This is a genomic window from Paucidesulfovibrio gracilis DSM 16080 (genome assembly GCF_900167125.1).
Classification (GTDB): Bacteria; Desulfobacterota; Desulfovibrionia; order Desulfovibrionales; family Desulfovibrionaceae; genus Paucidesulfovibrio; species Paucidesulfovibrio gracilis.
In genome coordinates, this window is sequence record NZ_FUYC01000007.1 from 13,178 (window position 1) to 35,331 (window position 22,154).

Annotated in this window: 20 protein-coding genes; 10 read left to right on the top strand and 10 right to left on the bottom strand. The window is 58.1% G+C overall.

The features are described from left to right. Positions 1-24: 24 nt before the first annotated feature. The 7 genes from B5D49_RS08715 to B5D49_RS08745 all read left to right on the top strand — a co-directional run bounded on the left by B5D49_RS08715 (position 25) and on the right by B5D49_RS08745 (position 8,432). Entirely contained in the window at positions 25-279 is a 255-nt protein-coding gene (locus B5D49_RS08715; protein WP_078717310.1) for a DUF4212 domain-containing protein, read from the top strand. 40 nt (positions 280-319) lie between these two features. Beyond that, the gene (locus B5D49_RS08720; protein WP_078717311.1) at positions 320-2,131 is read left to right on the top strand and encodes a sodium:solute symporter family protein; all 1,812 of its coding nucleotides are present in this window, start codon (positions 320-322) and stop codon (positions 2,129-2,131) included. A 108-nt stretch (positions 2,132-2,239) separates the two neighbouring features. Then, positions 2,240-4,159, top strand: coding sequence for a putative nucleotidyltransferase substrate binding domain-containing protein (locus tag B5D49_RS08725; RefSeq protein ID WP_078717312.1), 1,920 nt, complete (start codon positions 2,240-2,242; stop codon positions 4,157-4,159). A 70-nt stretch (positions 4,160-4,229) separates the two neighbouring features. After that, on the top strand, positions 4,230-4,955 hold the full coding sequence (locus B5D49_RS08730; RefSeq protein ID WP_078717313.1) for a 3'-5' exonuclease: 726 nt from the start codon (positions 4,230-4,232) through the stop codon (positions 4,953-4,955). A gap of 14 nt (positions 4,956-4,969) precedes the next feature. After that, positions 4,970-5,347, top strand: a complete 378-nt coding sequence (locus tag B5D49_RS08735; protein WP_078717314.1) for a hypothetical protein — start codon at positions 4,970-4,972, stop codon at positions 5,345-5,347. 82 nt (positions 5,348-5,429) lie between these two features. Next, positions 5,430-5,780 carry a hypothetical protein gene (locus tag B5D49_RS08740; RefSeq protein WP_078717315.1) on the top strand — a complete coding sequence of 117 codons (351 nt, stop codon included), beginning with the start codon at positions 5,430-5,432 and terminating at the stop codon, positions 5,778-5,780. 78 nt (positions 5,781-5,858) lie between these two features. After that, positions 5,859-8,432 carry a TIGR03960 family B12-binding radical SAM protein gene (locus B5D49_RS08745; protein WP_078717316.1) on the top strand — a complete coding sequence of 858 codons (2,574 nt, stop codon included), beginning with the start codon at positions 5,859-5,861 and terminating at the stop codon, positions 8,430-8,432. Between the two features lie 83 nt (positions 8,433-8,515). Here the strand turns inward: B5D49_RS08745 and B5D49_RS08750 are convergent, their stop codons facing one another. The 4 genes from B5D49_RS08750 to B5D49_RS08765 form a co-directional block, all read right to left on the bottom strand. Further along, positions 8,516-8,923 carry a hypothetical protein gene (locus B5D49_RS08750; protein WP_078717317.1) on the bottom strand — a complete coding sequence of 136 codons (408 nt, stop codon included), beginning with the start codon at positions 8,921-8,923 and terminating at the stop codon, positions 8,516-8,518. Next, the gene (locus tag B5D49_RS08755; RefSeq protein WP_078717389.1) at positions 8,923-10,623 is read right to left on the bottom strand and encodes an FAD-dependent oxidoreductase; all 1,701 of its coding nucleotides are present in this window, start codon (positions 10,621-10,623) and stop codon (positions 8,923-8,925) included. The genes B5D49_RS08750 and B5D49_RS08755 overlap by 1 nt, the downstream gene beginning before the upstream one ends. Positions 10,624-10,801: 178 nt before the next feature. Further along, positions 10,802-11,986: an aminotransferase-like domain-containing protein gene (locus B5D49_RS08760; RefSeq protein ID WP_078717318.1), complete on the bottom strand. Its 1,185-nt coding sequence runs from the start codon at positions 11,984-11,986 to the stop codon at positions 10,802-10,804. A 231-nt stretch (positions 11,987-12,217) separates the two neighbouring features. Next, positions 12,218-12,562 (bottom strand): DVU0772 family protein, encoded by a 345-nt coding sequence (locus B5D49_RS08765; RefSeq protein ID WP_078717319.1) that lies wholly within the window; start codon positions 12,560-12,562, stop codon positions 12,218-12,220. Between the two features lie 83 nt (positions 12,563-12,645). Between B5D49_RS08765 and B5D49_RS08770 the strand changes: the two genes are divergently transcribed. After that, positions 12,646-13,407 carry an SAM-dependent methyltransferase gene (locus B5D49_RS08770; RefSeq protein WP_078717320.1) on the top strand — a complete coding sequence of 254 codons (762 nt, stop codon included), beginning with the start codon at positions 12,646-12,648 and terminating at the stop codon, positions 13,405-13,407. A 393-nt stretch (positions 13,408-13,800) separates the two neighbouring features. Here B5D49_RS08770 and B5D49_RS14960 read toward each other — a convergent pair whose 3' ends face one another. The 6 genes from B5D49_RS14960 to B5D49_RS08795 form a co-directional block, all read right to left on the bottom strand. Continuing rightward, positions 13,801-13,971, bottom strand: a complete 171-nt coding sequence (locus B5D49_RS14960; protein ID WP_200806784.1) for a hypothetical protein — start codon at positions 13,969-13,971, stop codon at positions 13,801-13,803. A gap of 90 nt (positions 13,972-14,061) precedes the next feature. After that, the gene (locus tag B5D49_RS08775) at positions 14,062-14,613 is read right to left on the bottom strand and encodes a Fe-S-containing hydro-lyase (protein WP_078717321.1); all 552 of its coding nucleotides are present in this window, start codon (positions 14,611-14,613) and stop codon (positions 14,062-14,064) included. Continuing rightward, the gene (locus tag B5D49_RS08780; RefSeq protein ID WP_078717322.1) at positions 14,613-15,449 is read right to left on the bottom strand and encodes a fumarate hydratase; all 837 of its coding nucleotides are present in this window, start codon (positions 15,447-15,449) and stop codon (positions 14,613-14,615) included. Before B5D49_RS08780 ends, B5D49_RS08775 begins: the two co-directional genes overlap by 1 nt. Positions 15,450-15,464: 15 nt before the next feature. Continuing rightward, positions 15,465-16,214, bottom strand: coding sequence for a fumarate reductase iron-sulfur subunit (locus B5D49_RS08785; RefSeq protein WP_078717323.1), 750 nt, complete (start codon positions 16,212-16,214; stop codon positions 15,465-15,467). Further along, positions 16,215-18,134 (bottom strand): fumarate reductase flavoprotein subunit, encoded by a 1,920-nt coding sequence (locus tag B5D49_RS08790; RefSeq protein WP_078717324.1) that lies wholly within the window; start codon positions 18,132-18,134, stop codon positions 16,215-16,217. Positions 18,135-18,144: 10 nt separating this feature from the next. After that, the gene (locus B5D49_RS08795) at positions 18,145-18,801 is read right to left on the bottom strand and encodes a succinate dehydrogenase/fumarate reductase transmembrane subunit (RefSeq protein ID WP_078717325.1); all 657 of its coding nucleotides are present in this window, start codon (positions 18,799-18,801) and stop codon (positions 18,145-18,147) included. 205 nt (positions 18,802-19,006) lie between these two features. On the opposite strand from B5D49_RS08795, the gene B5D49_RS08800 reads away from it, so the two are divergent. After that, positions 19,007-21,682 carry a M16 family metallopeptidase gene (locus B5D49_RS08800; protein WP_078717326.1) on the top strand — a complete coding sequence of 892 codons (2,676 nt, stop codon included), beginning with the start codon at positions 19,007-19,009 and terminating at the stop codon, positions 21,680-21,682. A 127-nt stretch (positions 21,683-21,809) separates the two neighbouring features. Next, positions 21,810-22,145, top strand: coding sequence for a hypothetical protein (locus B5D49_RS08805; protein ID WP_078717327.1), 336 nt, complete (start codon positions 21,810-21,812; stop codon positions 22,143-22,145). Positions 22,146-22,154 lie beyond the last annotated feature (9 nt).

A 22,154-nucleotide genomic window follows, 5' to 3' on the forward strand; every position in this document is an offset into this window, starting at 1 on the left:
CCACAACCCCACAAGGGAGGGAAAATGACACAGGAAAAAATGCAACAGTATTGGAGAACCAACCTGCGCTACATGGTCGTTCTTCTCGCAATCTGGGCGCTTGTCTCCTACGTGTGCGGCATTTTGCTCGTGGAACAGCTCAACACCATCCAGCTCGGAGGGTTCCCCCTGGGGTTCTGGTTCGCTCAGCAAGGCTCCATCTACGTATTCGTCGTGCTCATCTTCGCCTACTACGTGCTGATGCGCCGTTTGGACCGCAAGTTCGACGTTCACGAATAAAAGCGAGTGGGTACACACGTAAATCAACAAGGAGCCTCGCATGAATAGCATACAAATCTGGACATACGTTATGGTCGGGCTGACGTTCGGCATCTACCTGACCATTGCCTGGCTTTCCCGCGTGAAAGACGCCAAGGGATTCTACGTTGCGGGCGGCGGCGTGCCGCCCATGGCCAACGGCCTGGCCACTGCTGCGGATTGGATGAGCGCCGCCTCATTCATCTCCATGGCTGGACTGATCTCCTTCATGGGATACAACGGAAGCGTGTACCTCATGGGCTGGACCGGCGGCTATGTGTTGCTGGCTCTGCTGCTGGCCCCCTACCTGCGTAAATTCGGCAAATTCACGGTGCCGGACTTCGTGGGGGACCGCTACTATTCCAACACGGCCCGCGTTGTGGCCCTGATCTGTGCCATCTTTGTTTCCCTGACGTACGTCGCGGGACAAATGCGCGGCGTGGGCGTGGTCTTTTCCCGCTTCCTGGAAGTGGACGTGAACACCGGCGTGTTCATCGGCATGGGCATCGTGTTTTTCTATGCGGCCCTGGGCGGCATGAAAGGCATCACCTGGACCCAGGTGGCCCAATACTGCGTGCTCATCCTGGCGTTCCTGATCCCGGCCGTGGCCATCTCCATGAAGATCACCGGCTCCCCCATCCCCCAGATCGGGTTCGGCGGCGTCATTGCCTCTGGACCGGACACCGGGCAACACCTGCTCAGCAAACTGAATGAAATCGGCGTGGCCCTGGGCTTTGGTGGGTATACTTCGCCCTTTGCGAACCTGTCCATGCTCAACGTGTTCTGCATTACCATGGCCCTGATGGTGGGTACTGCGGGTCTGCCCCACGTGATCATCCGGTTCTACACCGTTCCCAGCGTGCGTGCGGCGCGGCTCTCGGCCGGCTACGCCCTGCTGTTCATCGCCATTCTTTACACCACGGCGCCCGCGGTTGCCTCCTTTGCCCGCTACAACATGGTCCAGACCCTGAAGGAAGTCGACTACAAGGCGGAGCAGGCGACCCCTCTGCCGGATTGGTTCCAAAACTGGACGGCCACGGGATTGGTTGCCTGGGTGGATAAAAACAACGACGGTAAAGTGCAGTACCTTGGTCCGGCCAAGGGCGGCGGTGCAGCCATCGAAGGCAAGCCCGTGCTGGCCGAAACCGGAACCGACCAATACGGTCTGCCCGTCCTTGCCAATGCTCCCACCACCAACGCCAACGAACTGTATGTGGACCGCGACATCATGGTGCTGGCCAACCCGGAAATCGCCCAATTGCCCGCATGGGTCATCGCTCTGGTGGCGGCGGGCGGGCTGGCCGCGGCCCTGTCCACGGCTTCGGGCCTGTTGCTTGTCATTGCCTCGGCTATCTCGCATGACCTCTATTATCGGATCATCAACCGTCAGGCCTCCGAAAAACAGCGCCTGCTGGTGGGCCGGGTCATGATCGGCGTGGCCGTGTGCATCGCCGGATACTTCGGCATCAACCCGCCCGGGTTTGTGGCCCAGGTGGTTGCTCTGGCCTTTGGCCTGGGCGCGGCTTCCTTCTTCCCGGTCATCGTCCTGGGCATCTTCTGGAAACGTACCACCCGGGAAGGAGCCATCGCCGGAATGGTCGCAGGCATCGGATTCACCATGCTCTACATCATCCAATGCACACCGGCCTTCATGGGTATGGAACCCTGGCTGCTGGGCATCAAGTCAACAGGCATCGGCACGGTGGGCATGCTTCTGAACTTTGTGGTGACCTTCACGGTCTCCCTGATGACCCCGCCACCCCCGGCGGAAATCCAGGAACTGGTGGAGAGCGTGCGCATTCCACGCGGAGCGGGCGCGGCCACAGACCACTGATCACTCCGAAGACACTCCAGGGGAAGCCCCACCGGGCTTCCCCTTTTCCCGATGCCGGGGTATGGAGAAACAGGGAACATCCCGGCATGCAACCCAGGGGGGAAAATCATGGCCACCCTGCCCGGCGAACAGCCGTCCGTCATCATCGATTTTCTGGGACGCACGCTGCCCTTCAGCCTGCTGCGGCACACGGACCTGGAAAAACTGGCTGCCCACTGTACCGTGGATTTCCAGACAGCCGGAACCCGCCTCCTGATCCGCAATGAAACCCACCCCCGTGAACTCCTGGTGGTGCAAAAAGGCGGCGTCAAGCTGACGGTTCCAGGTCCGGACCAGAAGGAAGCTCTTCTGGATTACCGCGGTGAAGGGGGATGTGTCGGCGAATTAGACCTGCTGCAAAATCGCCCCGCACAAATGGACGCCACCACCGTGGAAGACACCTTTTTTCTGGCCATCCGCAAAGACGCGTTCCTCGAACTGATCAAGACACAACCCTTGGTCACCGAATATTTTTTACGGGATTTTTCCGAAACCTTTCTGCCCCGCGCCTTCTCGGAAATGCGGGAACGACATGCAGCCCTGACCTGCGACAGCGGACTCTATCTCTTCAGCACTCGGCTGGGAGATATGACCGGCCGCCCTCCGGTGGGAACCAAATTCGGCGAGTCCATCCAAATGGCAGCCTGGAAAATGTCCAAACATCACGTCGGGTCACTCCTGGTCCGCGAGCCATCCGGTGAAGTGGCGGGCATCGTCACGGACAAGGATCTGCGCAAGGCCGTGGCATTGGGGATGGATTACGGCGCCCCTATCGAAACCATCATGTCCACGCCTGTTGAGAGCATGGACGAAGGCGAAGTCTGTTTCGACGCCCTGCTGCGCATGATGACCCGACAAATCCACCATCTTGTCATTACCCGCGATCAACAGGTTACCGGGGTGGTCACCTCCCATGACATCATGGTGTTGCAGGGCAAGTCCCCCATGTCCCTGTTCCGCGACATCCAGGCCCAGGAGGATGTACAGGGTCTGCACTCCATCACGGACCGCATCCCACAAGTGCTGCGGACGCTGGTGGAGGAAGGGGCTAAGGCCGGACACATCACGCGCATGATTACGGTGATCAACGATCTGGTGCTGGAAAAATTGCTCACCCTGCTGCTGCGCGAAATGGGACCGCCCCCACTGCCGTTTTGCTGGCTGCTGCTGGGCAGCGAAGGACGGCGTGAGCAGACCGTGGCCACGGACCAGGACAACGCCCTGGTATACAAAGACCCCAATGACGACATCCTGCAACGGGCTGCGGATGTGTATTTCAGCGCCTTTGCGCAAAGGGCCATCGACGAACTGGTCCGCTGCGGGTTCCCGCCCTGTCCGGGCGAGATCATGGCTTCCAACCCCAAATGGCGTCAGCCGCTGTCCGCATGGCGCAATCATTTTGAACGTTGGATCATGATGCCCAACCCGGAAGAAGTCCTCCACGCCACAATCTTTTTCGATTTTCGCGCGGCATTCGGCGATCGAGATCTTGCCCTGACCCTGCGGGAGCATGTGGCACGACATGCACCACGACAAGACGTTTTTTTGCGTCATCTGGCCGCGGATTGCCTGACAACCCGCCCGCCCTTGTCTTTTTTCCGTAATTTCGTGGTGGAGAAAAGCGGTGAGCATAAAAACCGGGTCGACATCAAACAACGCGGACTGGTGCCGTTCGTGGATTTCGCCCGAGTGCTGGCCCTGCGCCATGGCCTGGCGGAAACCAACACCCTGGCCCGGCTGCGCCGTCTGCGCGAACAAGGACACATTCCTGAAGAACTGGCCCGTGACGCTGCCGACGCCTTTGAATTCCTGCTCCAACTGCGGCTTGTCCACCAGCTCGGCCAAGTCGAGGAAGGACGTCCGCCGGACAACCACATTGCCCCGCAAGAGCTTTCCGAGCTGGAACGTCAGACCCTCAAAGAGGCCTTCGGGGTCATCGGCCGCCTGCAAAGCCACCTGCGCAACATTTTCCGGCTGGAATTGGGGTAAGGGTATGACAGACAAAAAAGCACGACTCCAGGCAAAACCCCAGTCCCGTATAAACGATCCATCGTCAACCATGCGGCAACGTTTCCTGCAGCGGCTGCGGCTACCTGGTCTGCACCGGGAAACCGACCTGCCCCAGCTGCTTCAAATGCGGAAGCACTTTCGCAATCTGGATCAAAAACGATCCCTTGCCGACTACACATTTTGCGTTGTGGATACGGAATTGACCGGGCTTTCTCCCCGACGGGACGAAATCGTTTCCATCGGGGCGGTTCGCATCCGCGGACTGCGTATTGCCCCAAAGGACACTTTTTTCACGCTGGTGCAGCCCCGCATGGACCTGCCCAAACGTTCCACCCTGGTACACCGCATCACTCCAACCGAAGTGGCTCATGCCCCCCGCCTGCGGACCGTGCTGCCGAGGTTCATTGATTTCTGCGACAATAGCCTTATCGTGGGACATCATGTAGGCCTGGACATGAGCTTTTTGAACCGTGCCCTGAAACGCATCCACGGCTTACCGCTGAACACGCCCTGTCTGGACACCATGCGGCTGGCCCGGGCCTACGAGGAGCAACTTTGGGAAGGCTTCTATGATCAGTTCAAAATGAACGTTTCCTACCATCTGCCGGATCTGGCCGAAGCGTTCGGGCTTCCGGCCTTTACCGCCCACCATGCCCTGGCCGACGCGTTCCAAACCGCGTACCTTTTCCTCTTCCTGGTGCGAAAATTGTCCGGCGGCCGACTCAAGACGCTTCAGGATCTGCATAACGCGGCAAAACCACGACGGTTTCTCTAGGAGGTTCCACCACCATGAAGACGTATTTCGTCCTGCTCTGCGTCTTATTCTTCTCCAGCGGACTCTTGCGGATCTGGAACATTATCCAGGGGGTTCCCGCGCTGCTGGCGGTTTCCCACGCTTCAGACCTGATCCTCTTCGCCCTGTGCCTGCGGGTATGCTTCGGCGTGGCCTGGAACCGACGCTACTTTCATCCGCCCCAGGTCCGTTTGATCTACTGGGGAACCATGCTGCTGGGTATCGTTTCCACCACCTTGCGAGGATTGGGACCACGAGCGGGCCTGCCTTTTGAGCCGGCATCCTTGCCCGATCTGTTGCTCTGGCTTCTGACGTTTATCCTGTTTGCAGCTCCGGCCGTTCTCCTGGACCACAGTCTACGTCGCAACGGATGATTCTCCACGGTTACGGGCAGCGCGGTTGACAGGGGGGAGGCGAATCCCTATCTGTTACACCACGACAAACAAGGAGACGTTCATGGCTTACGACATCCGACTGGTAAAGCTGATCACCGGCGACCTCGTCGTCGGAAAATGGAGCGAGGACGGAAAGAGCATCACCGATCCCGCCATCCTGCAAACCGTTCCCTCCCAGCAGGGCGTGCAGATGATGCTTCTGCCCTTCGGCTATCCCTTTGAGACCGAAATGGGCGGCGAACTTTCCACCGAGCACGTGCTGTACGAATACAAGACCTTCCCGGAAGAGCTGAAAACCCGCTACATGGAAGCCAGCAGCAATCTGACGCTGTCCTCGCCGGGCGACCTGCACAACCTGGAACAAATGGTTTCTCCCGGTGGCGGCGGACTGTCCGACCTGCTCAAAAAATAACGATCCCACATCGCAAGCCCGGGGGACGGCAGACCGGCGCCACCAAGCATCGGTCCGCGCGTCCCCCTTTTTTTACCTATGAAACATCTGCTCCCCCTGCTGCCCAAACCGAGCCGATACCTTGGTTCGGAATGGGGTTCGGTCCGCAAAACCGATGCGGAAACCCGCGTCCGTGCTGCGCTGGCATTTCCCGACCTCTATGAGGTGGGCATGTCCTACATGGGACAACGCATCCTCTATGAAGCCGTGAACCGCTGTCCGGGCTTGGCCGCCGAACGGGTCTATACTCCCTGCGTGGACGCCGCCGCCATCCTCCGCGAGCACGAAACCCCTCTGGCCACCATGGAAAGCGACATTCCTCTGGCCAGCCTGGATGCCGTGGCCTTCAGCCTGACGCATGAACTCTGCTACACCAACGTACTCTTCATGCTCGATCTGGCCGGAATTCCCCTGCGGGCGGATCAACGGGACGACTCCCACCCCCTCATCGTGGCGGGGGGCGGCGCCTGCTTCAACGCCGAACCTCTGGCGGATTTTCTGGACCTGATGGTTCTGGGGGATGGCGAGGAGATCCTGCCGGATCTGCTTCAACGGTTGGCCCAGGCCAAAGAGGCGGGTACGGACAAAAACACCTTTCTTCGCTCCCTGGCCGGACTCCCCGGCTACTACGTGCCGTGGCTCTTTCAAGGCAACGACGCCGAGGCACCCACGCCCCTGCAACCCGGATACGAATCCGTGGAAAAAGCCCTGGTCACCGACCTGGACAGCACGCCTTTTCCAACCCAAACCCCGGTTCCATTCGGCGCGGTCCATGACCGGTTGACCCTGGAAATCGCCCGGGGCTGTACGCGGGGATGCCGGTTCTGCCAAGCCGGAATTCTCTATCGTCCGGTCCGCGAGCGCAGCCTGAACACCCTGGAAAGCCTGCTGCAACGTGGCTTGGCTGAAACAGGGTGGGAGGAGACCTCGTTTCTTTCCCTTTCCACCGGGGATTACTCCGCACTGGACAGCCTCTTTGCCGAAACCTTTGACCGTTGCGCCGCTGAACAGGTCGCCATTTCCCTGCCTTCGCTCCGGGTGGGATCCCTTTCCCCCACTATCATGCAGCGAATGGCCAGCATCCGCCGTACCGGCGCCACCATTGCCCCGGAAGCGGGCAGTCAGCGTCTGCGCGATGTGATCAATAAAGGGGTGGACGAGGAAGGGCTACTCGAGCATGTCCGCCAACTTTTTGAAAATGGCTGGCAATCCGTCAAACTCTATTTCATGATCGGCCTGCCCACCGAAACCAAGGAAGACCTGGACGCCATTCTGGAGCTGTGCCGTAGCGTCCGCAGTGCAGCCGGGACCGATGTGAAACGGCTTCAAGTCACGGCCGCGGTTTCGCCCTTCGTCCCCAAGCCGCACACCCCGTTCCAGTGGGAACGCCAAATCTCCCTGGAGGAGATGCATGAACGTCTGGCCTACCTCCGCGACCTGTTCCGCCGGGAAAAGCGGCTGACCCTCAAGCATCATATTCCGGAAATGAGCTATCTTGAAGGTATTTTTTCCAGGGGTGACCGCCGGCTGGGTCCGGTGCTGGAAACCGCGTACCGCAAGGGCGCGCTCTTTTCGAGCTGGAAGGATCACCTTCGCCTGGAACAGTATCTTGAATCGCTGAGGGAACACGGCCTGGACCCGGAACCATTCCTGGCGGAGCGGGATACGGGCGCCACATTGCCCTGGGAGCATCTGCATACCGGAGTCAGCAAGCGCTTTCTGCTCACGGAGCGTCGCCGCGCCCTGGGTGAAAAAATCACGCCCGACTGTCGCTATAATACCTGCCGGAATTGTGGTGTATGCAACCATCAAGGCCGTCGGACCGAACTGGAAAACCAGGCCGGAAAAGACATTCAGCCCAGAATGGTCTTTCATGAACGGGATCAGCAGCGACACCACGAGGCCATTCCAACCACAGTGACGGACCATGACGACCTTTCCGCCAAAGGAACCCATGTACGCCTCTGGATGCACAAGACCGGTCCCGCCTCCTACCTGAGTCAGCTGGAGCTTCAAGCCGTATTCGAACGGGCTTTCCGGCGGGCAAACATCCCTCTGAGTTTTTCCGCGGGATTTCACCCGATGCCACGGCTCTCCTTTGGCCGCGCGCTGCCCGTTGGGGTGGAAAGCCTGGCCGAATGGGTCAACGTCTACATCCGGCGGCCCATGGTCCCCAAAGACATCTTTCAGGGATTACTGGGCCAGCTGCCGGGCGGCATGCACGTGACTCGTGTGGAACCGCTGGACATGGGACGCAAACAGGCTCAACCGGAATACGAGGTCTGGAGCGTTGTGTTTCAGGGAGAGGATGCCGAAAAACGTCAGGCCTTGTGGCTGGATTTGGAAAACCGTGAAGAGATCATGGTGGAACGGAAAAACCGCAAAGGCATCAAACGCACCAATGTACGCCCCCTGATGCTCTGGTCTGTTCCGGAAGTGGAACTCCAGACCGGGGAGTATGGGGTTCGCATTGGATTCGACTGGTCCGGCGGCTACGCCAACCCGTTGACCATGCTGCGCTGCCTGGAGCCGGAAATGGACATTACCATTGCGCCGGGGAAGACCCGTTTGATCAAGCTTGAGCAAAGCTTCAGCCAGCCACCCAAGCCGTAGACGCTCCCTTGCCGTGCATTGAAAAAGCCCCCGCCGCATTCCGCGACAGGGGCTTTTCATTTCTTACGGAAAGGCTGACGCGGTTATTCCTCCACGGTCACCTGCACCAGCTTGTAGGTTTCCAGCGGGCCGCCCTCACGATCACGGATGCGCACTTCGACCACGCCCCGCCCGGCACGTAGCGGCATAAATACATACCTGGCACGGAAATCCTCTTCCAGCACCGAATCCAAACGAAGCAAAGCCGGGTCAAACGCCACTCCGGCGAATACGTATCCCGACAGTTTGGGATCCCGCATATCCAGCGTCAGAGGAACGCCGACATACGCGGTTTCCTCAAAGGTCTGCTCGCCGTCCACGGTCAACTCCGTAGGACCGGGATCCCCTCCGACCCAACTCGGCATGATGGAACAGCCTTGCGCGGCAAGCAGTCCCAAAATCAAAAGAAACGGAAACTTCCGACGCAATGCCCGTTTACAACCATGCAGCATCAAAGCTCCAATCCCCATTTTTTCAAACCAGCCATGCCGCCCTGGAGGTTGAACACTTCAGCGAATCCTTGATCCATAAGCGTAATCTGGGCCTCGTAGGATCTGGCTCCGGTGTTGCAAATCAGCATGATGCGCTTATCCCGCGGCACTTCGGCCAACCGCTGCGCCAACTGCCCCTGAGGAATGTTGTGCCATTTTTCCAACCGTTCCACATACGCCCCGGCGTCGGCCTCCTCTCGGCAATCCAGGAAAAAGCACTCGCCCTGGTCCGACTCCCAGCACTCGGCGAATTCGTCGGGCATGACCCCGACGTTGCGACCATCCAGCACGTTGTCGGCCACGTTGCCCAGGGAGTTGAGCACGTCCATGGCGGAGGCGAACGGCGGAGAATAGGCCAATTCCATATTGGACAGGTCATCCACTGTGGGCTTGTGCGGCAGGAGCGCGGCCACGGCATTGATCCGGCCCACCATGGCGTCCCCGGTTCCGGCGAATCCCTGAATACCGAGTACGCGACGGGTACCTTTTTCCACCACTAGTTCCAGGGTCATCAATTCCTTGGTGGGATAAAAATGGGCGCGGTCCAGCTGAATTTGAAAGACGCTCACCGCGTCAAAACCGGCTCGCTTGGCCGCTGCCAAAGAAAGCCCCGTTCCAGCTGCCGACGTCTCGAACAACTTGACCACAAAGGATCCAACGGCCCCGGGAAAAGTCTTGCCGCGGCCAGCCAGGTTGTCACCGATGACACGGCCCTGGCGGTTGGACATGGACCCCAGTGGCAAAAAGAACGGCTGCTCCGTGACCAAATGCTTGACCACCACGCAATCGCCGCCAGCGTAGATATCCGGATCCGTGGTGCGCATTTCTTCGTCCACCACTATGCCGCCCCGCTCATGACAATCCAGCCCGCATTCCCTTGCCAGGGCGTCGCCCGGAACCACGCCCGTGGCCATAACCACGAGGTCGGCTTCCAGTTCTCCAGCGGAGCTAACCACCTTGGTGACGCGTTCCGTTCCTTGAATCTCCTGCACGGTGTGGCCGAGCAAAAACTCTACGCCGTTCTCCTCCATATGCTTTTGAGCCATATGCGCGAGGGAGGGGCTGACCAGGCCGGGAAGGATCTGATCCGTAATTTCCACCACGGTTGTTTCCACGCCCCACATGTCAGCCAACGCCTCGGCCATTTCCAATCCAATGAACCCGGCACCGACGATCACGGCCTTGGACACCTCGCCCTTGGTGACAGCGGCGCGGATATCCTCGGCGTCATGCAAATCGGAAACCATGTGAACCCCGGGGAGGTCCGCACCGGGCAGTGGCAACTTTCTGGGGGAACTACCCGTGGCGATAACAAGCTTGTCGTACGGCAAATATTCCTGCTCGCCGCTATCGAGCCGCTGCACAAGCACACGTTTGTTTTCCCGGTCAATGGACAGCGCACGTGTACGAGGCTGCATATCCACCCCCTTGACGTCGCGGAAGAATTCCACGTCGCGGGTCATATGAAAGCTGGTGTTGCGCAGTTCCTTCACTTCCGAGACATCGCCGGACACATAGTAGGGAATGCCGCATCCACCGTAGGAAAAACAGTCGTTCTGGTCGATCATGGTCACAGTGGAGCCGGGTTCGAGCCGTTTGAAACGGCAGGCGGTTTTCGGCCCCAGGGCCACCGCGCCGATGATGAGTACGTGTTGGGACATAATCTTGAACCTCGCGGTTTTGTCGGAAAAGGATGAAGGCTTATAGCCGCTGGTTCGACCCGATGCAAGCCAGGCCGCCATGCGGCAGGATCAATCGCTCCTGGAGACAACGGAACCGATGAAAAGGCGTCCTCCTTTCCATCGGCTCCGATTGTATAATGACATGCGAAATGGCCGCCTACTGCAAGAATTCCTGCAACGCTTTGCCCAGACGGGCTACGCCTTCGCGGATCATCTCCTCCGACGCATTGGAAAAATTCAGCCGCAGCGTGTTTTCCCCTTCACCCGGATCTACGTAGAACGGTTTGCCCGGGACAAAAGCCACCTTACAGGCAACGGCCTTATCCATGAGCTGCATGGAAGAACAGCCTTGCGGCAGCGTCACCCACAGGAACATACCGCCTTCCGGTTCGGAAATGGTCACGCCTTCAGGAAAATGCTCCCGAATAGCCTCCACCATGACGTTACGCTGGTGGCCATAGCGTTCCCGTATCATGGCGATATGCGCGTCCATGTCAAAATGCTGCAACAACTCTACCATGATGCGCTGCGTCAGGGATGGGGTATGCAGGTCGGACGCCTGTTTTACGCGAATAAGCGCATCGCGCACATCGCCCCGTGCCACGATCCAGCCCAGACGGAATCCCGGCGTGGCGATTTTGGAAAATGACCCCATAAGGATGGATTGCCCCTCGGCAAAGGTATAGACCGAGGGCAGATGCTCTCCTTTGAAGCGCAGCTCGCCGTAGGGATCGTCCTCCACAAACAGCAGCCCCCGCCGCAGGCAAAGCTCAGCCACGGCGCGGCGCTTTTCCAAGGAATAGGACAGTCCCGAGGGATTCTGGAAGTTGGGTACCGCGTAGAAAAGCTTGGCCGGAGCCTCGTCCAGCAACGCTTCCAATGCATCAAGATCCGGACCATCCTCTAACAGCGGAATGGTGCGGAACTGAGGCTCAAACACGGAAAAGGACTGGATGGCCCCCAGGTACGCGGGACGCTCCAACACCACGGTGTCGCCCTGATCCAGAAAGACTTTGGCGACCATGTCCACACACTGCTGGGATCCGGTTGTGATCAGGATATCATCCGGATCAAGCTTCAACCCCATACGTTGATCATAGCGCTCTGCGATCCAGGCCCGCAATTCGGGATCACCCTCGGTAGGGGCGTATTGCAAGGCGCTCACGGGAGCATTGGTCAAGGCACGCTGGGCGGCCTCGGCGATGGCCTTTGACGGAAAGCATTCGGGATTGGGCAGTCCACCGGCAAAGGAAATGATGGAGGGATCCGCCGTAACCTTCAGAATTTCACGGATAAACGAACGGTGCACCTTGCCCATTCGTTTGGCAAACGTTTCCTGCATGTTTTCAACTCCTTGAATCGCGACACGCTACTCCGCCGCCCCACGGAACGCAAGCATGGACTCAAAGAGACGGACTGATTCGCGGCGTCCCACGCTGCGCCCATGGAATGCACCCACGACTCGTCAAAACAGCCGAAGGCGACGGAGGTTCTGACATAAGCGTGCAAAACAAAAGGGCCGGGAAACCCCGGCCCTAAGCGAAGAGAGGAGGAGACGAGAAAATGAGGGGTATTATGGCTCCAGCTCGGTTCGAAGCCAGGAGCGCACTTCCTCTGTGGGCGCATACACGCCCTTGTGTCCACCAACATGCTTGTGGAACGAGTCCGCCACTTCCGTGGGGAGTTCCCTGGTCCATAGCTCCCGGGCCTCTTCAGAGTTCCGTCGGATCAAAATGGCCCGGGGACGATCTTCCCAATTGTACACCACAAAGTAATTGGTATAGTCATCCTTGGACCGGACCGGCTGAAATCGACCATGCCAAGAGTTGTTGCCCCATTCAAGATACAGGGTCACGGCATCCTCAGGGGTCATGTTCCAGTCGATTTCCAGATTGCGATAGTTTTTCAGGCTTGCCATGTGTTTCTCCTGCTGTTTCAAGAATGATAACTTTTACTATTAAGTTGTCAAGCTCTTTTTTGTTTTCTAAAAGGTAGCAATCAATGTCCTCACTTCCATTGCTCATTGACTTTCATAAGGATGGCCAACGTCTGGGACCAGGCGGAAGCGCTGCCTCACGACACGCCCTTCAGCTAGGAAAAGTTCCAACCGATCAACCACTGCGCATCGCAGACATCGGATGTGGAACAGGAGCCTTGAGTCTGCAATTGGCGCAGGAAACGCGTGCCCATATCACCGCTGTGGATTTTATACCGGATTTTCTCGAAACCCTTCGCCGACGAGCCAAACGCCAGGGGGTGGAGAACCGGATCCATACTTTGTCGGCCTCAATGGACGAGCTGCCGTTCAACAGCGAGCAATTCGACGTAATCTGGTCCGAAGGGGCGGTGTACAATATGGGGTTTGAACGGGGGATAAGCTACTGGCGTCAATTCCTGAAGCCCGGCGGCAAGCTGGTCGTTTCGGAGCTGAGCTGGCTGACTCCTGCACGGCCCAAGGAAATCCAAACGTATTGGGAGGCCGAATATCCCGAGGTGGATACGGCTCCCGCCAAACTTACTGTTCTGGAACGCAACGGATATGCCCCATTGGGGTACTTCCCACTCCCGGAATCATGTTGGGAAAATTACTTCGCCCCCATGCGAGAACGTTTTCCGGACTTTTTGCAAGAGCACGATCACAGCGCAGAAGCCCTGGCCCTTGTGCAGGCGGAACAGCAGGAGATGGATCTGTATGCCCGGTTCCGTTCCTTCTTCGGATATGGAGTCTACATTGCCCAACGTTTCGACAGTACGAACGAATGACCGGGAGATCGGCAAAATTCGGCTGCCCAAAACGCTCACGCTACGTCAGAACACCTCCCGGCGTGCAGTGTTGCAGACTTTTTCCGGCCACACTTCTAGAGCGTCCAACAAACTGATACCATGTACAAAAGTATGATCAACGATGAACAACAGTAAACAACATGCCAAACAAAAAAAGTGGTTCGCCCTGCCCGGACAGGGCGAACCATGCGGAAATATCAACACGAAGAGAATGATCCGGGATGATGCTGCAGAAAGAACAAGGAAGACGTGGCGGCGGCGGATCAGGCGAAAGAACGCGGCTCAGTATCGAAGGCGGTGCTGCTGAGAGGCCGGGGGAATGAGCGCGGGGAGGCTGCTGGAACAGGAACGCAAAGCAGAAATACGCGTGGTCTATTCCTTTTCAGGCGACCAGTTGGGGTCACGATACTTGCCGGGATTGTAAATCCGCCAATCCTGACCATCGTCATACTTTTCATCGGCACCGGGGTACGGAACGTACACCCGACCCTCATGATTTTTTTCCTGGCTGTTGTCGCGAATATTATTGAAAATATTTTCCATGAGTATTCACCCCTAAGGCAAGGATTTCAAGGCCTTTCCACCAAAGGAAAGGGACCGGCGGACCAAGCCGCCGGCCCCTCAATGCACCAATTACCCGTCGGGGTCAAGCTTCGGTTTCACGTATAATTCACCCCCGTGGCAGTCATTGACCACCAGCAGCGGGAAATCCTTCACTTTCATGGCGCGAACAGCTTCCGGTCCCAATTCATCAAAGGCAATCACCTTGGATTGTTCGATACATTGGGAAAGCAAAGCGCCGGCACCACCTGTGGCTCCGAAATACACGGCCTTGTGTTCCTTGAGGGCATTCTTCACCGCGTCATTCCGTTTGCCCTTGCCTATGGAAGCCTTAAGGCCCAGGCTATGCAGCCGAGGCGCGTAGGTATCCATGCGATAACTCGTAGTCGGACCGGCCGCCCCAATGGCCCGCCCGGGAGGCGCGGGAGTGGGACCGACGTAGTAGACCACAGCCCCTTCCAAAGGAAACGGCGGCGTTTCGCCCTTGTCGAGCAGGTCCACGATTTTCTTGTGTGCGGCGTCGCGGGCCGAATAAATGACACCGGAAAGGCGCACCACATCACCCGCTTTAAGCTGTACGACGTCTTCGTCCGTAAGTGGCGTTTGCAAGTTGTATTCGCTCATTACAAAACCACCTCCTCATGCCGGGCCGAATGACACTGGATGTTCACGGCAACGGGCAGACTGGCAATATGGCAAGGTTCCAGCGCAATCTTCACGGCCAGGCAGGTGGTCTTGCCGCCCATGCCCATGGGACCGATGCCCAACGCGTTGATCTCGTCCAGAAGTTCCTGTTCCATAGCCGCCACCTCGGGGTCGGGATGCACGTCGTCCAAGGCACGAGCCAAGGCCCGCTTGGATATCTTGGCCGCATGGTCAAACGTGCCGCCCACGCCCAGGCCGATAATGGTGGGCGGGCAAGGATTGGGACCAGCCTCGGCCACACGCTGGACCACGAATTTCTTAATACCCTCCCATCCCTGGGCCGGAGCCAGCATGGTCACGCGGGACATGTTTTCACTTCCCCCGCCTTTGGCCATGAAGGTAATCTTGAGTTTGTCCCCAGGGACCACATCCGTATGGATGATGGAAGGCGTATTGTCGCCGGTGTTTTTACGGGTCAGGGGGTTACAGGCTGAATTGCGCAAGAAGCCTTTTTTGTAGCCCTGGCGAACCCCTTCATCAATGGCTTCGGCCAAATTGCCGTCCACCACGACCTCCTGCCCCAATTCCACAAAAAAAACCGCCAGCCCCGTATCCTGGCAAAGCGCCAAACCCGTATTTTTTGCGAGATCCGCATTTTCCAGCAATTGCCGGAAAATTTCCCGGGCCGACGGCGACTCCTCGCGCTCAAATGCAGCTTCCAAAGCACGTCGCACATCATCGGGCAAATTGACGTTGGCGGAAACACACATCCGGGCCACGGCCTCGGTTATCTCCGCCGGTTGAATCGTTCGCATGCTCATTCCTCCGCCCTATTTGCAGCTCTTGCAGGAAAACAAGCTCTTGATGGCCGTGATGCCCATCTTGCGCCGCAAAAACGCGAGCTGATCCTGCAGGGGCAGGTGTTTGGGACAGACATCCTCGCAGGCCAACAATCCCATGCAGCCGAAGATGCCTTCATCGTTACCGATGATCTCGTAGTATTCCTTGTCCGTGCGTTGGTCGCGCGGATCAATGACAAAACGGGCCACGCGGTTCAGGGAAACCGCGCCCAGAAAATCGTCGCGCAAGCGGGCTGTGCCGCAAGCCGACACACAGCAGCCGCATTCCACGCAACGATCCAGCTCGTAGATGGACTCGGCCACCTCGTTCTCCATGCGCTCTTCCTCGGCGGACGGATCAAATTCTTTGTTCGTATGAATCCAGGATTCCACTTTATTATACATCTCGCGGAACCAGGAGCCAGTATCCACGGAAAGATCACCCACCAGCTGGAACACGGGCAACGGCAGAAGCGTTATCTCGCTGGGAAGATCTTTTGTTTTGGTGTGGCAGGCCAATCCGGGCCGCCCATTGATGACCATGCCGCAAGAGCCGCAAATTCCCGCGCGACAGCAAAAATCGAACTGCAATGAGCTGTCCTTTTCCTCGCGGATGCGGTTCAGGGCGATGAACAAGGTCATGGAGTCGGTTTCCTCCAACACGAACTCGTCCATGTGCGGCGTGGACTCCGAATTTTGGGGATTATACCGGAAGATGTTGAACTTCAGCAGTCTGGCCATTTATTTATCCCCCTTCGCATCGGCGGACTCTCCGCCATCCTTGCCTTTGTCGTCGGCGGCGTCCGCCCCTTTCGCGGAATCGGCCTCGGTCTCCTGACCGTCCATGGGAATGATGTCCATCTTTCCGTAACCGCGATAGCCCGGCGGAATTTCAAAGGTGGAGGTTGCCGGTTCATACTCAAGGGAAGGCAGGTCATCGTCAGGGTTTTTCCAATACGCCAATGTCCGCTTGAGCCAATCCCGATCGTTGCGTGCGGTATAATCCTCACGGTTATGCGAACCGCGGGATTCGGTACGCTCCAGTGCGCCATAGGCCACCATAAGGGCCATTTTCACCTGTCCCTCGATCTTCAGCGCGGCCGACAGTTCCGGGTTGGCTCCAAGACCGTCCGAGGCAAGCCCCACCTTGCGGGCGCGTTCCAACGTATCCTGCAATTCCTGCACGCACACGTTGAGGTCGGCGTCGTTACGGAAAATGTTAGCACCGCGATTCAGCGAATCCTGCATGGCGGCCCGCACCTTGTACACATTTTCCCGACCGTTGCTCCCGGCGATCAGCGCATCGATACGCGAACGCTCATGGGCCACGGCCTCGTCAATAACCGCAGAGTTGAAGCTGACTTCGGCTCCACGCACGTATTCCACGATCTTCCGGCCGACAATACCGCCGGCAACCACGGTCTCCGCCAGGGAATTTCCACCCAAGCGGTTGAAGCCGTGCATGTCCCAACACGCGGCTTCGCCCGCAGCGAACAACCCGCGGAGTCCGTATGCGGCGCCGTCCTTATCGGTACGCACGCCGCCCATGGAATAATGCTGCGTGGGACGCACCGGGATGAGCTGATGGATAGGATTAATCCCCAAAAAGCCAGTACAGATTTCATACACTTCACGGAGCTTTCCGGTGATGTGTTTTTCACCCAGGTGACGGATGTCCAGCCAGAGATGATCCCCGTAGGGACTTTTCACGCCCTTGCCTTCACGAATGTGGTGGGTCATCCAGCGGGAGACCACGTCGCGGGAAGCCAGCTCGGCCTTTTCCGGCTCATAGATGTGCATGAAGCGCTCTTCGTTCACATCCAGCAGAGTACCGCCGTCCCCCCGGCATCCCTCGGTAACGAGGATATCGGTGGGCACAATGCCCGTGGGATGAAACTGCACGGCCTCCATGTTGCCCATGGGAACCACGCCGGTGTTCAGGGCCGTAATGTGTCCGCCGCCATCGCAAACCACCGCGTTGGTGGTATTGGGGTAAATACGGCCAAACCCGCCGGAGGCGATCATCGTGGCCTTGGCAAGATAGACCCGCAACTCACCGGTCTTCAAGCAGCGAACCACGGCGCCGTAGCAGGTTTCTCCGTCATGAATCAGGGCAATGGCCTCGGTTTTATCGTGAACTTCCACACCGAGCTGGGCGCAGCGGTTGTCCACCGTAAACAACACGGAATGGCCGGTGCCGTCGGAAACGTAGCAGGTTCGCCATTTGGCTGTCCCGCCGAAAGCACGGGCCGTGATCAGCCCGCGATTTTCCTCTTTTTCAACTTTTTCAAATTCCTTGCCGCCCTTAAAGTACTTGCTGCGTCCCGGAACCACGCGGTTCCAGGGTACGCCCCAGTGCGCCAGACGTCGCATTTCAATGGGGGCGGTTTCCGCAAACAAGCGGGCCACTTCCTGGTCACAGCCCCAGTCGGACCCCTTGACCGTATCTTCGAAATGCACGTCCGGACAGTCGCCCTCACCCATGGCGGAATTACCGAGCGCCGCCTGCATGCCTCCCTGCGCTGCCGAGGAATGCGACCGTCTCGCCGGAACCAAACTCAAGCATATGGCCGAGAAACCGGCCTGTCCCGCTTCAATGGCAGCGCGTTCTCCGGCAAGTCCCGCGCCGATGACCAGTACGTCCGTATAAATGGTCTGCATGGCGTCCCTCCTAGGCCAGAGCGTTGATGAACCAGAACCGAATCAGGGTCGCCAGTCCGATACAGATAAACACGAGGGTCAGGATGTTCTCACCCCGGTGCAGTCCAGCACGGCCGTCAGCCTTGATCACGCCCCATTTCACGGCGATGCGGTACAGCCCCACGCCCACGTGCATTTCCACCATGGGCAACAGCACGAGGTAGAACCCCGTCCAGAATCCACCCTGGATGCGCGCTGCGGACTTGGCCGCGGTAATGGGCAGGTCCGTCAGCACTACCCACATGTGGATGGATCCCATGATCAAAATAATCATGGCCGTAACCGCCTGCACGATCCACAGCCACGTATCCTTGTGACTCATCATTTTGGCATGGGAAAAAATAATCTTCATGCCCTCGAAACGAAACGGCAGCTTGCGCGCGGCCAAAAGGAAATGAAAAAGGAAAAGCAAAAAGATCAGCGGTCCGCCGACCTGGGCCATACCCGTGCTTTCAAAAAATTCAGCAATAGCGTTCATTACGCCCGGTCCGATAAGGACACTCGCCACCAAAATCATGTGCGCCCACATGAACAGGATCAAGCCGACGCCGGACAACATCTGGCAAACATCCAGAATGCCGTCCCACTTCGACGTTCTGCCAGCGATAATGCTGGTTTCAACGGTCATCACACCCTCCGGGAAAGAAGTGGACTGATCATATAAAAGCCTCCAAGCGGAAAGGTTTACTTGTACCTTTGTGAATCTTTTGTCAATATGCGCTATTGAAAACCGTTATCCGTTCCCGGCTTGACACCGCTGGAAACGCCCGAGTACACCCCTCGACAACGCCGAAAAAGAATCTAACTATGGGAGAAAAAGGAGTGCATACCGCATGTATCGAACCATACTGCTGCTGGGGTTGTTGCTCATGACTTCAGCCTGCGCAGGCAAAACGCAACCGATCTCCACCCCGGCTCAAAACGGATTCGACTTCACCCAGGCCGTGTCCCAGGCCGAAGCCCCCATGGTGACCCGCCTTGAAAACGGGCTGACCGTGCTCGTCAAAGAGGACGACCGTTTTCCCCTGACCACGGTCCGGCTTTACGTCCACGCCGGGTCCGCCTATGAACGCCCGGACCAGGCAGGCATCAGCCATCTGCTTGAGCACATGGTGTTCAAGGGATCGGCCAACCGCGCTCCAGGAGAAACCGCCCGGATGATCGAATCCGTGGGCGGCAGCCTCAATGCGGGGACCAGCTGGGACTATACCGTATATTATGTTGAAGTGCCGGATCAGGAGTGGAAGCTCGGACTGGAAACTGTGCGCGAAATGGCCTTCCACGCCAACATTGATCCCAACGAACTGGAACCGGAAAAGGAAGTCGTTCTGGCGGAATTGGAACGAGGTGAAGACGCTCCCGGTTCAAAACTCTTCAAGGCGCTTCAATCCATGGTCTGGCCCGGTACCAGCTATGAATGGCCCATCATCGGCTACCGCGACACGGTATCCTCGTTCACAGCCGAGGATATCAAGGAGTATATCGCCCAGCTTTACCAGCCTCAATCCATGCTCTTGGTGGTCACCGGCAAGGTGGACACGGAGCAGGTTCTGGACGAAGTGAGCCGAGCCTTTGGGGAATATAAAAACACCCAGAGTGTACCTGAAGTAACGGCAGCTCCATTGCCCGCTCCCAACGGTCCACAAATCCAGGTTGTTCCCGGAAAATGGAACAAGGTATATCTCGGACTGGGCTTTCCCATTCCGGACCTGGGTTCTGCCCAGGCCACGGGGCTTGAGGTGCTCGGCCAGGCTTTGGGAGGTGGCGACACTTCGCCCCTCTACCGTACCTTCAAATATCAAAAGCGACTCGTGGACGACATCAGCACCTACGCCCTGACCCTGGACCGGGTGGGCATGTTCTATATTTCCGCGACACTGGATGCGGAAAACCTTGACGAATTCTGGACCGAGCTGCTGGACTACTTTGCGGAACTGGACGCTTCGGCCCTGACGGATCGGGAATTGGAGCGCGCGAAGCTTAACCTCGCGGATTCCCTGTTCCTGACAAAAGAGACGCTTTCCGGCCTGGCTTCCAAGCTCGGTGCCTTCCAATTCTTCTACGGCGGACAAAACGCGGAAGCCTACTATCTTCATGAACTGGCTCGCGTGGACCGTGCAGAATTGGGAGAACTCATGGCCGAGTATCTGCGCCCGGAACGACTTTCCGGTGCGTTGCTCACGCCGGAGGGCACGGAGATCAACGCCCGGGCCATGACCAACGCCGTGAACGCCCACTGGCCCCGCCAGATTGAGCAACAGGCAGCCGAGGATGCGCCGAAACAAGGCAACGTCCGCGAAATCGCCTTGCCCGGAGGCAGCACCCTGGTCCTCCTGCCGGACCACACTCTCCCCTACACGGCCTTATCCCTGTATTGGCCAGGCGGTGACGGTTCCCTGGATCCCACGGAACAAGGTTTGGCCACGCTTACGGCCAAAGCCCTGACCAGAGGAACCCCGGACATGACCGCCACCCAGATCGAGGATTACCTCTCGGACAGAGCGGCCAGCGCCGCAGCCATGGCCGGGCGCGACACCTTCGCCTTCAACGCCAAATATCCGGCGTGGTTTGCCGGAGACGTTTTGCCGGTCTTTGAAAAAATGCTCACGGCTCCTACATGGCCTCTTAAGGAAATCGACCGGGCCAAGCAGGACCAGGTCGCCAGCATCAAACTGCGGGAAGACAAGCCACTCGCCACGGCCTTCCGGCATATCTTCCCCTTCCTGTTCCAGGATGGCCCTTATGCCTTTCTCCATGCAGGAGAGGTGGAACAGGTGGACGCCTTCAGTCCGGCACAGATCGAACGTTTCTGGGAACGTCAGTCACAGATGCCGTTCGTCATGGCCGTATGCGGCACCTTTGACGCCAAGGGGATCGAGGCCTTTGCCTCCCGCCTGGCCACGGAGTTGACCCGCCCAGGCAACGAATACACGTATGTTCGCCCTGCCTGGAACACGGAAAAAGTATCCGAGATGCATCTCCCGGACCGCAATCAGGCCCACCTGCTGACCATCTTCCCTGTACCGGGTACGGAAAACCTGGAGGCCAGCGCGGGACTGACGCTGTTGCGTGCCGCGCTCTCCGGCCAAAGCGGACTGCTTTTCCGCGACCTGCGGGACAAGGAGGGACTCGGCTACACTGTGACCGCCCTGCTCTGGCAGGCGCCTAAAACCGGCTTCATGGCATTTTACATCGGTACGGAGCCGGAAAAGCTCCAACAGGCCGAAGAAGGCTTTGAACGCACGGTGCGTATGCTGCATGATGCGCCCCTTCCGAACGACGAGCTGGAACGGGCCAAAAACGTCCTCACCGGCGAATACTACCAGGACCACCAGACCTTGCTCTCCCGTAGCCGCCAAGCTGCCAATCTGTTGGTGCAGGGACTGGACAGGGACATGGAAAAAGAACTCATTGATCTGGCCCAGACCCTGAAGCCGTCGGACCTACGCGAGCTGGCCCGGAAATACCTGCTCTGGGACGAGGCCTACAACCTTACGGTCAAACCCTGAGCGTACGCACCGCATTCCAAGCTGCGGGGGGCGCGTCCTCCCGCAGCTTGCACCAAGCCATGCGCTTGCGCATCGCCCCGCTCCCAGGCTACAACACTTCATCCTCATCGTATGGCAGGAGAACGATATGCCTCTCATCTTCGGCGCACCCAAAAAAAATCCCCACGCCCAGGACGACCGCCAGGATCGGCGAATCGCCATGGCGCGGGAACACTATCTCGCGGGTAAGGTCAGAGTCGTCACCACGGATGAAATGCCGAATCGACAAATCCAGGGCACCTTTGGGCTGTTGGTCTGCCGATCCTTCAGCTTTGACAATGCATTTTACGGTCTTGTGGCGCAAGCACTGGACGTAAACGCGGATGCGGTGCTGGCCTATCGTGAATCCGTATCCTTCCACCCCGAAGGGGACCGCTACTACTCCTGCTACGGAACGGCCGTCCGCCTCAAGTCGGAAAAATAACCCTCAAGC

What these genes read in the sequence shown, in the direction of transcription:
- B5D49_RS08715 (WP_078717310.1), top strand. Translation starts at nt 25, where the DNA reads ATGACACAGGAAAAAATGCAACAGTATTGGAGAACCAACCTGCGCTAC.
- B5D49_RS08720 (WP_078717311.1), top strand. Translation starts at nt 320, where the DNA reads ATGAATAGCATACAAATCTGGACATACGTTATGGTCGGGCTGACGTTC.
- B5D49_RS08725 (WP_078717312.1), top strand. Translation starts at nt 2,240, where the DNA reads ATGGCCACCCTGCCCGGCGAACAGCCGTCCGTCATCATCGATTTTCTG.
- B5D49_RS08730 (WP_078717313.1), top strand. Translation starts at nt 4,230, where the DNA reads ATGCGGCAACGTTTCCTGCAGCGGCTGCGGCTACCTGGTCTGCACCGG.
- B5D49_RS08735 (WP_078717314.1), top strand. Translation starts at nt 4,970, where the DNA reads ATGAAGACGTATTTCGTCCTGCTCTGCGTCTTATTCTTCTCCAGCGGA.
- B5D49_RS08740 (WP_078717315.1), top strand. Translation starts at nt 5,430, where the DNA reads ATGGCTTACGACATCCGACTGGTAAAGCTGATCACCGGCGACCTCGTC.
- B5D49_RS08745 (WP_078717316.1), top strand. Translation starts at nt 5,859, where the DNA reads ATGAAACATCTGCTCCCCCTGCTGCCCAAACCGAGCCGATACCTTGGT.
- B5D49_RS08750 (WP_078717317.1), bottom strand. Translation starts at nt 8,923, where the DNA reads ATGCTGCATGGTTGTAAACGGGCATTGCGTCGGAAGTTTCCGTTTCTT.
- B5D49_RS08755 (WP_078717389.1), bottom strand. Translation starts at nt 10,623, where the DNA reads ATGTCCCAACACGTACTCATCATCGGCGCGGTGGCCCTGGGGCCGAAA.
- B5D49_RS08760 (WP_078717318.1), bottom strand. Translation starts at nt 11,986, where the DNA reads ATGCAGGAAACGTTTGCCAAACGAATGGGCAAGGTGCACCGTTCGTTT.
- B5D49_RS08765 (WP_078717319.1), bottom strand. Translation starts at nt 12,562, where the DNA reads ATGGCAAGCCTGAAAAACTATCGCAATCTGGAAATCGACTGGAACATG.
- B5D49_RS08770 (WP_078717320.1), top strand. Translation starts at nt 12,646, where the DNA reads ATGTCCTCACTTCCATTGCTCATTGACTTTCATAAGGATGGCCAACGT.
- B5D49_RS14960 (WP_200806784.1), bottom strand. Translation starts at nt 13,971, where the DNA reads ATGGAAAATATTTTCAATAATATTCGCGACAACAGCCAGGAAAAAAAT.
- B5D49_RS08775 (WP_078717321.1), bottom strand. Translation starts at nt 14,613, where the DNA reads ATGAGCGAATACAACTTGCAAACGCCACTTACGGACGAAGACGTCGTA.
- B5D49_RS08780 (WP_078717322.1), bottom strand. Translation starts at nt 15,449, where the DNA reads ATGCGAACGATTCAACCGGCGGAGATAACCGAGGCCGTGGCCCGGATG.
- B5D49_RS08785 (WP_078717323.1), bottom strand. Translation starts at nt 16,214, where the DNA reads ATGGCCAGACTGCTGAAGTTCAACATCTTCCGGTATAATCCCCAAAAT.
- B5D49_RS08790 (WP_078717324.1), bottom strand. Translation starts at nt 18,134, where the DNA reads ATGCAGACCATTTATACGGACGTACTGGTCATCGGCGCGGGACTTGCC.
- B5D49_RS08795 (WP_078717325.1), bottom strand. Translation starts at nt 18,801, where the DNA reads ATGACCGTTGAAACCAGCATTATCGCTGGCAGAACGTCGAAGTGGGAC.
- B5D49_RS08800 (WP_078717326.1), top strand. Translation starts at nt 19,007, where the DNA reads ATGTATCGAACCATACTGCTGCTGGGGTTGTTGCTCATGACTTCAGCC.
- B5D49_RS08805 (WP_078717327.1), top strand. Translation starts at nt 21,810, where the DNA reads ATGCCTCTCATCTTCGGCGCACCCAAAAAAAATCCCCACGCCCAGGAC.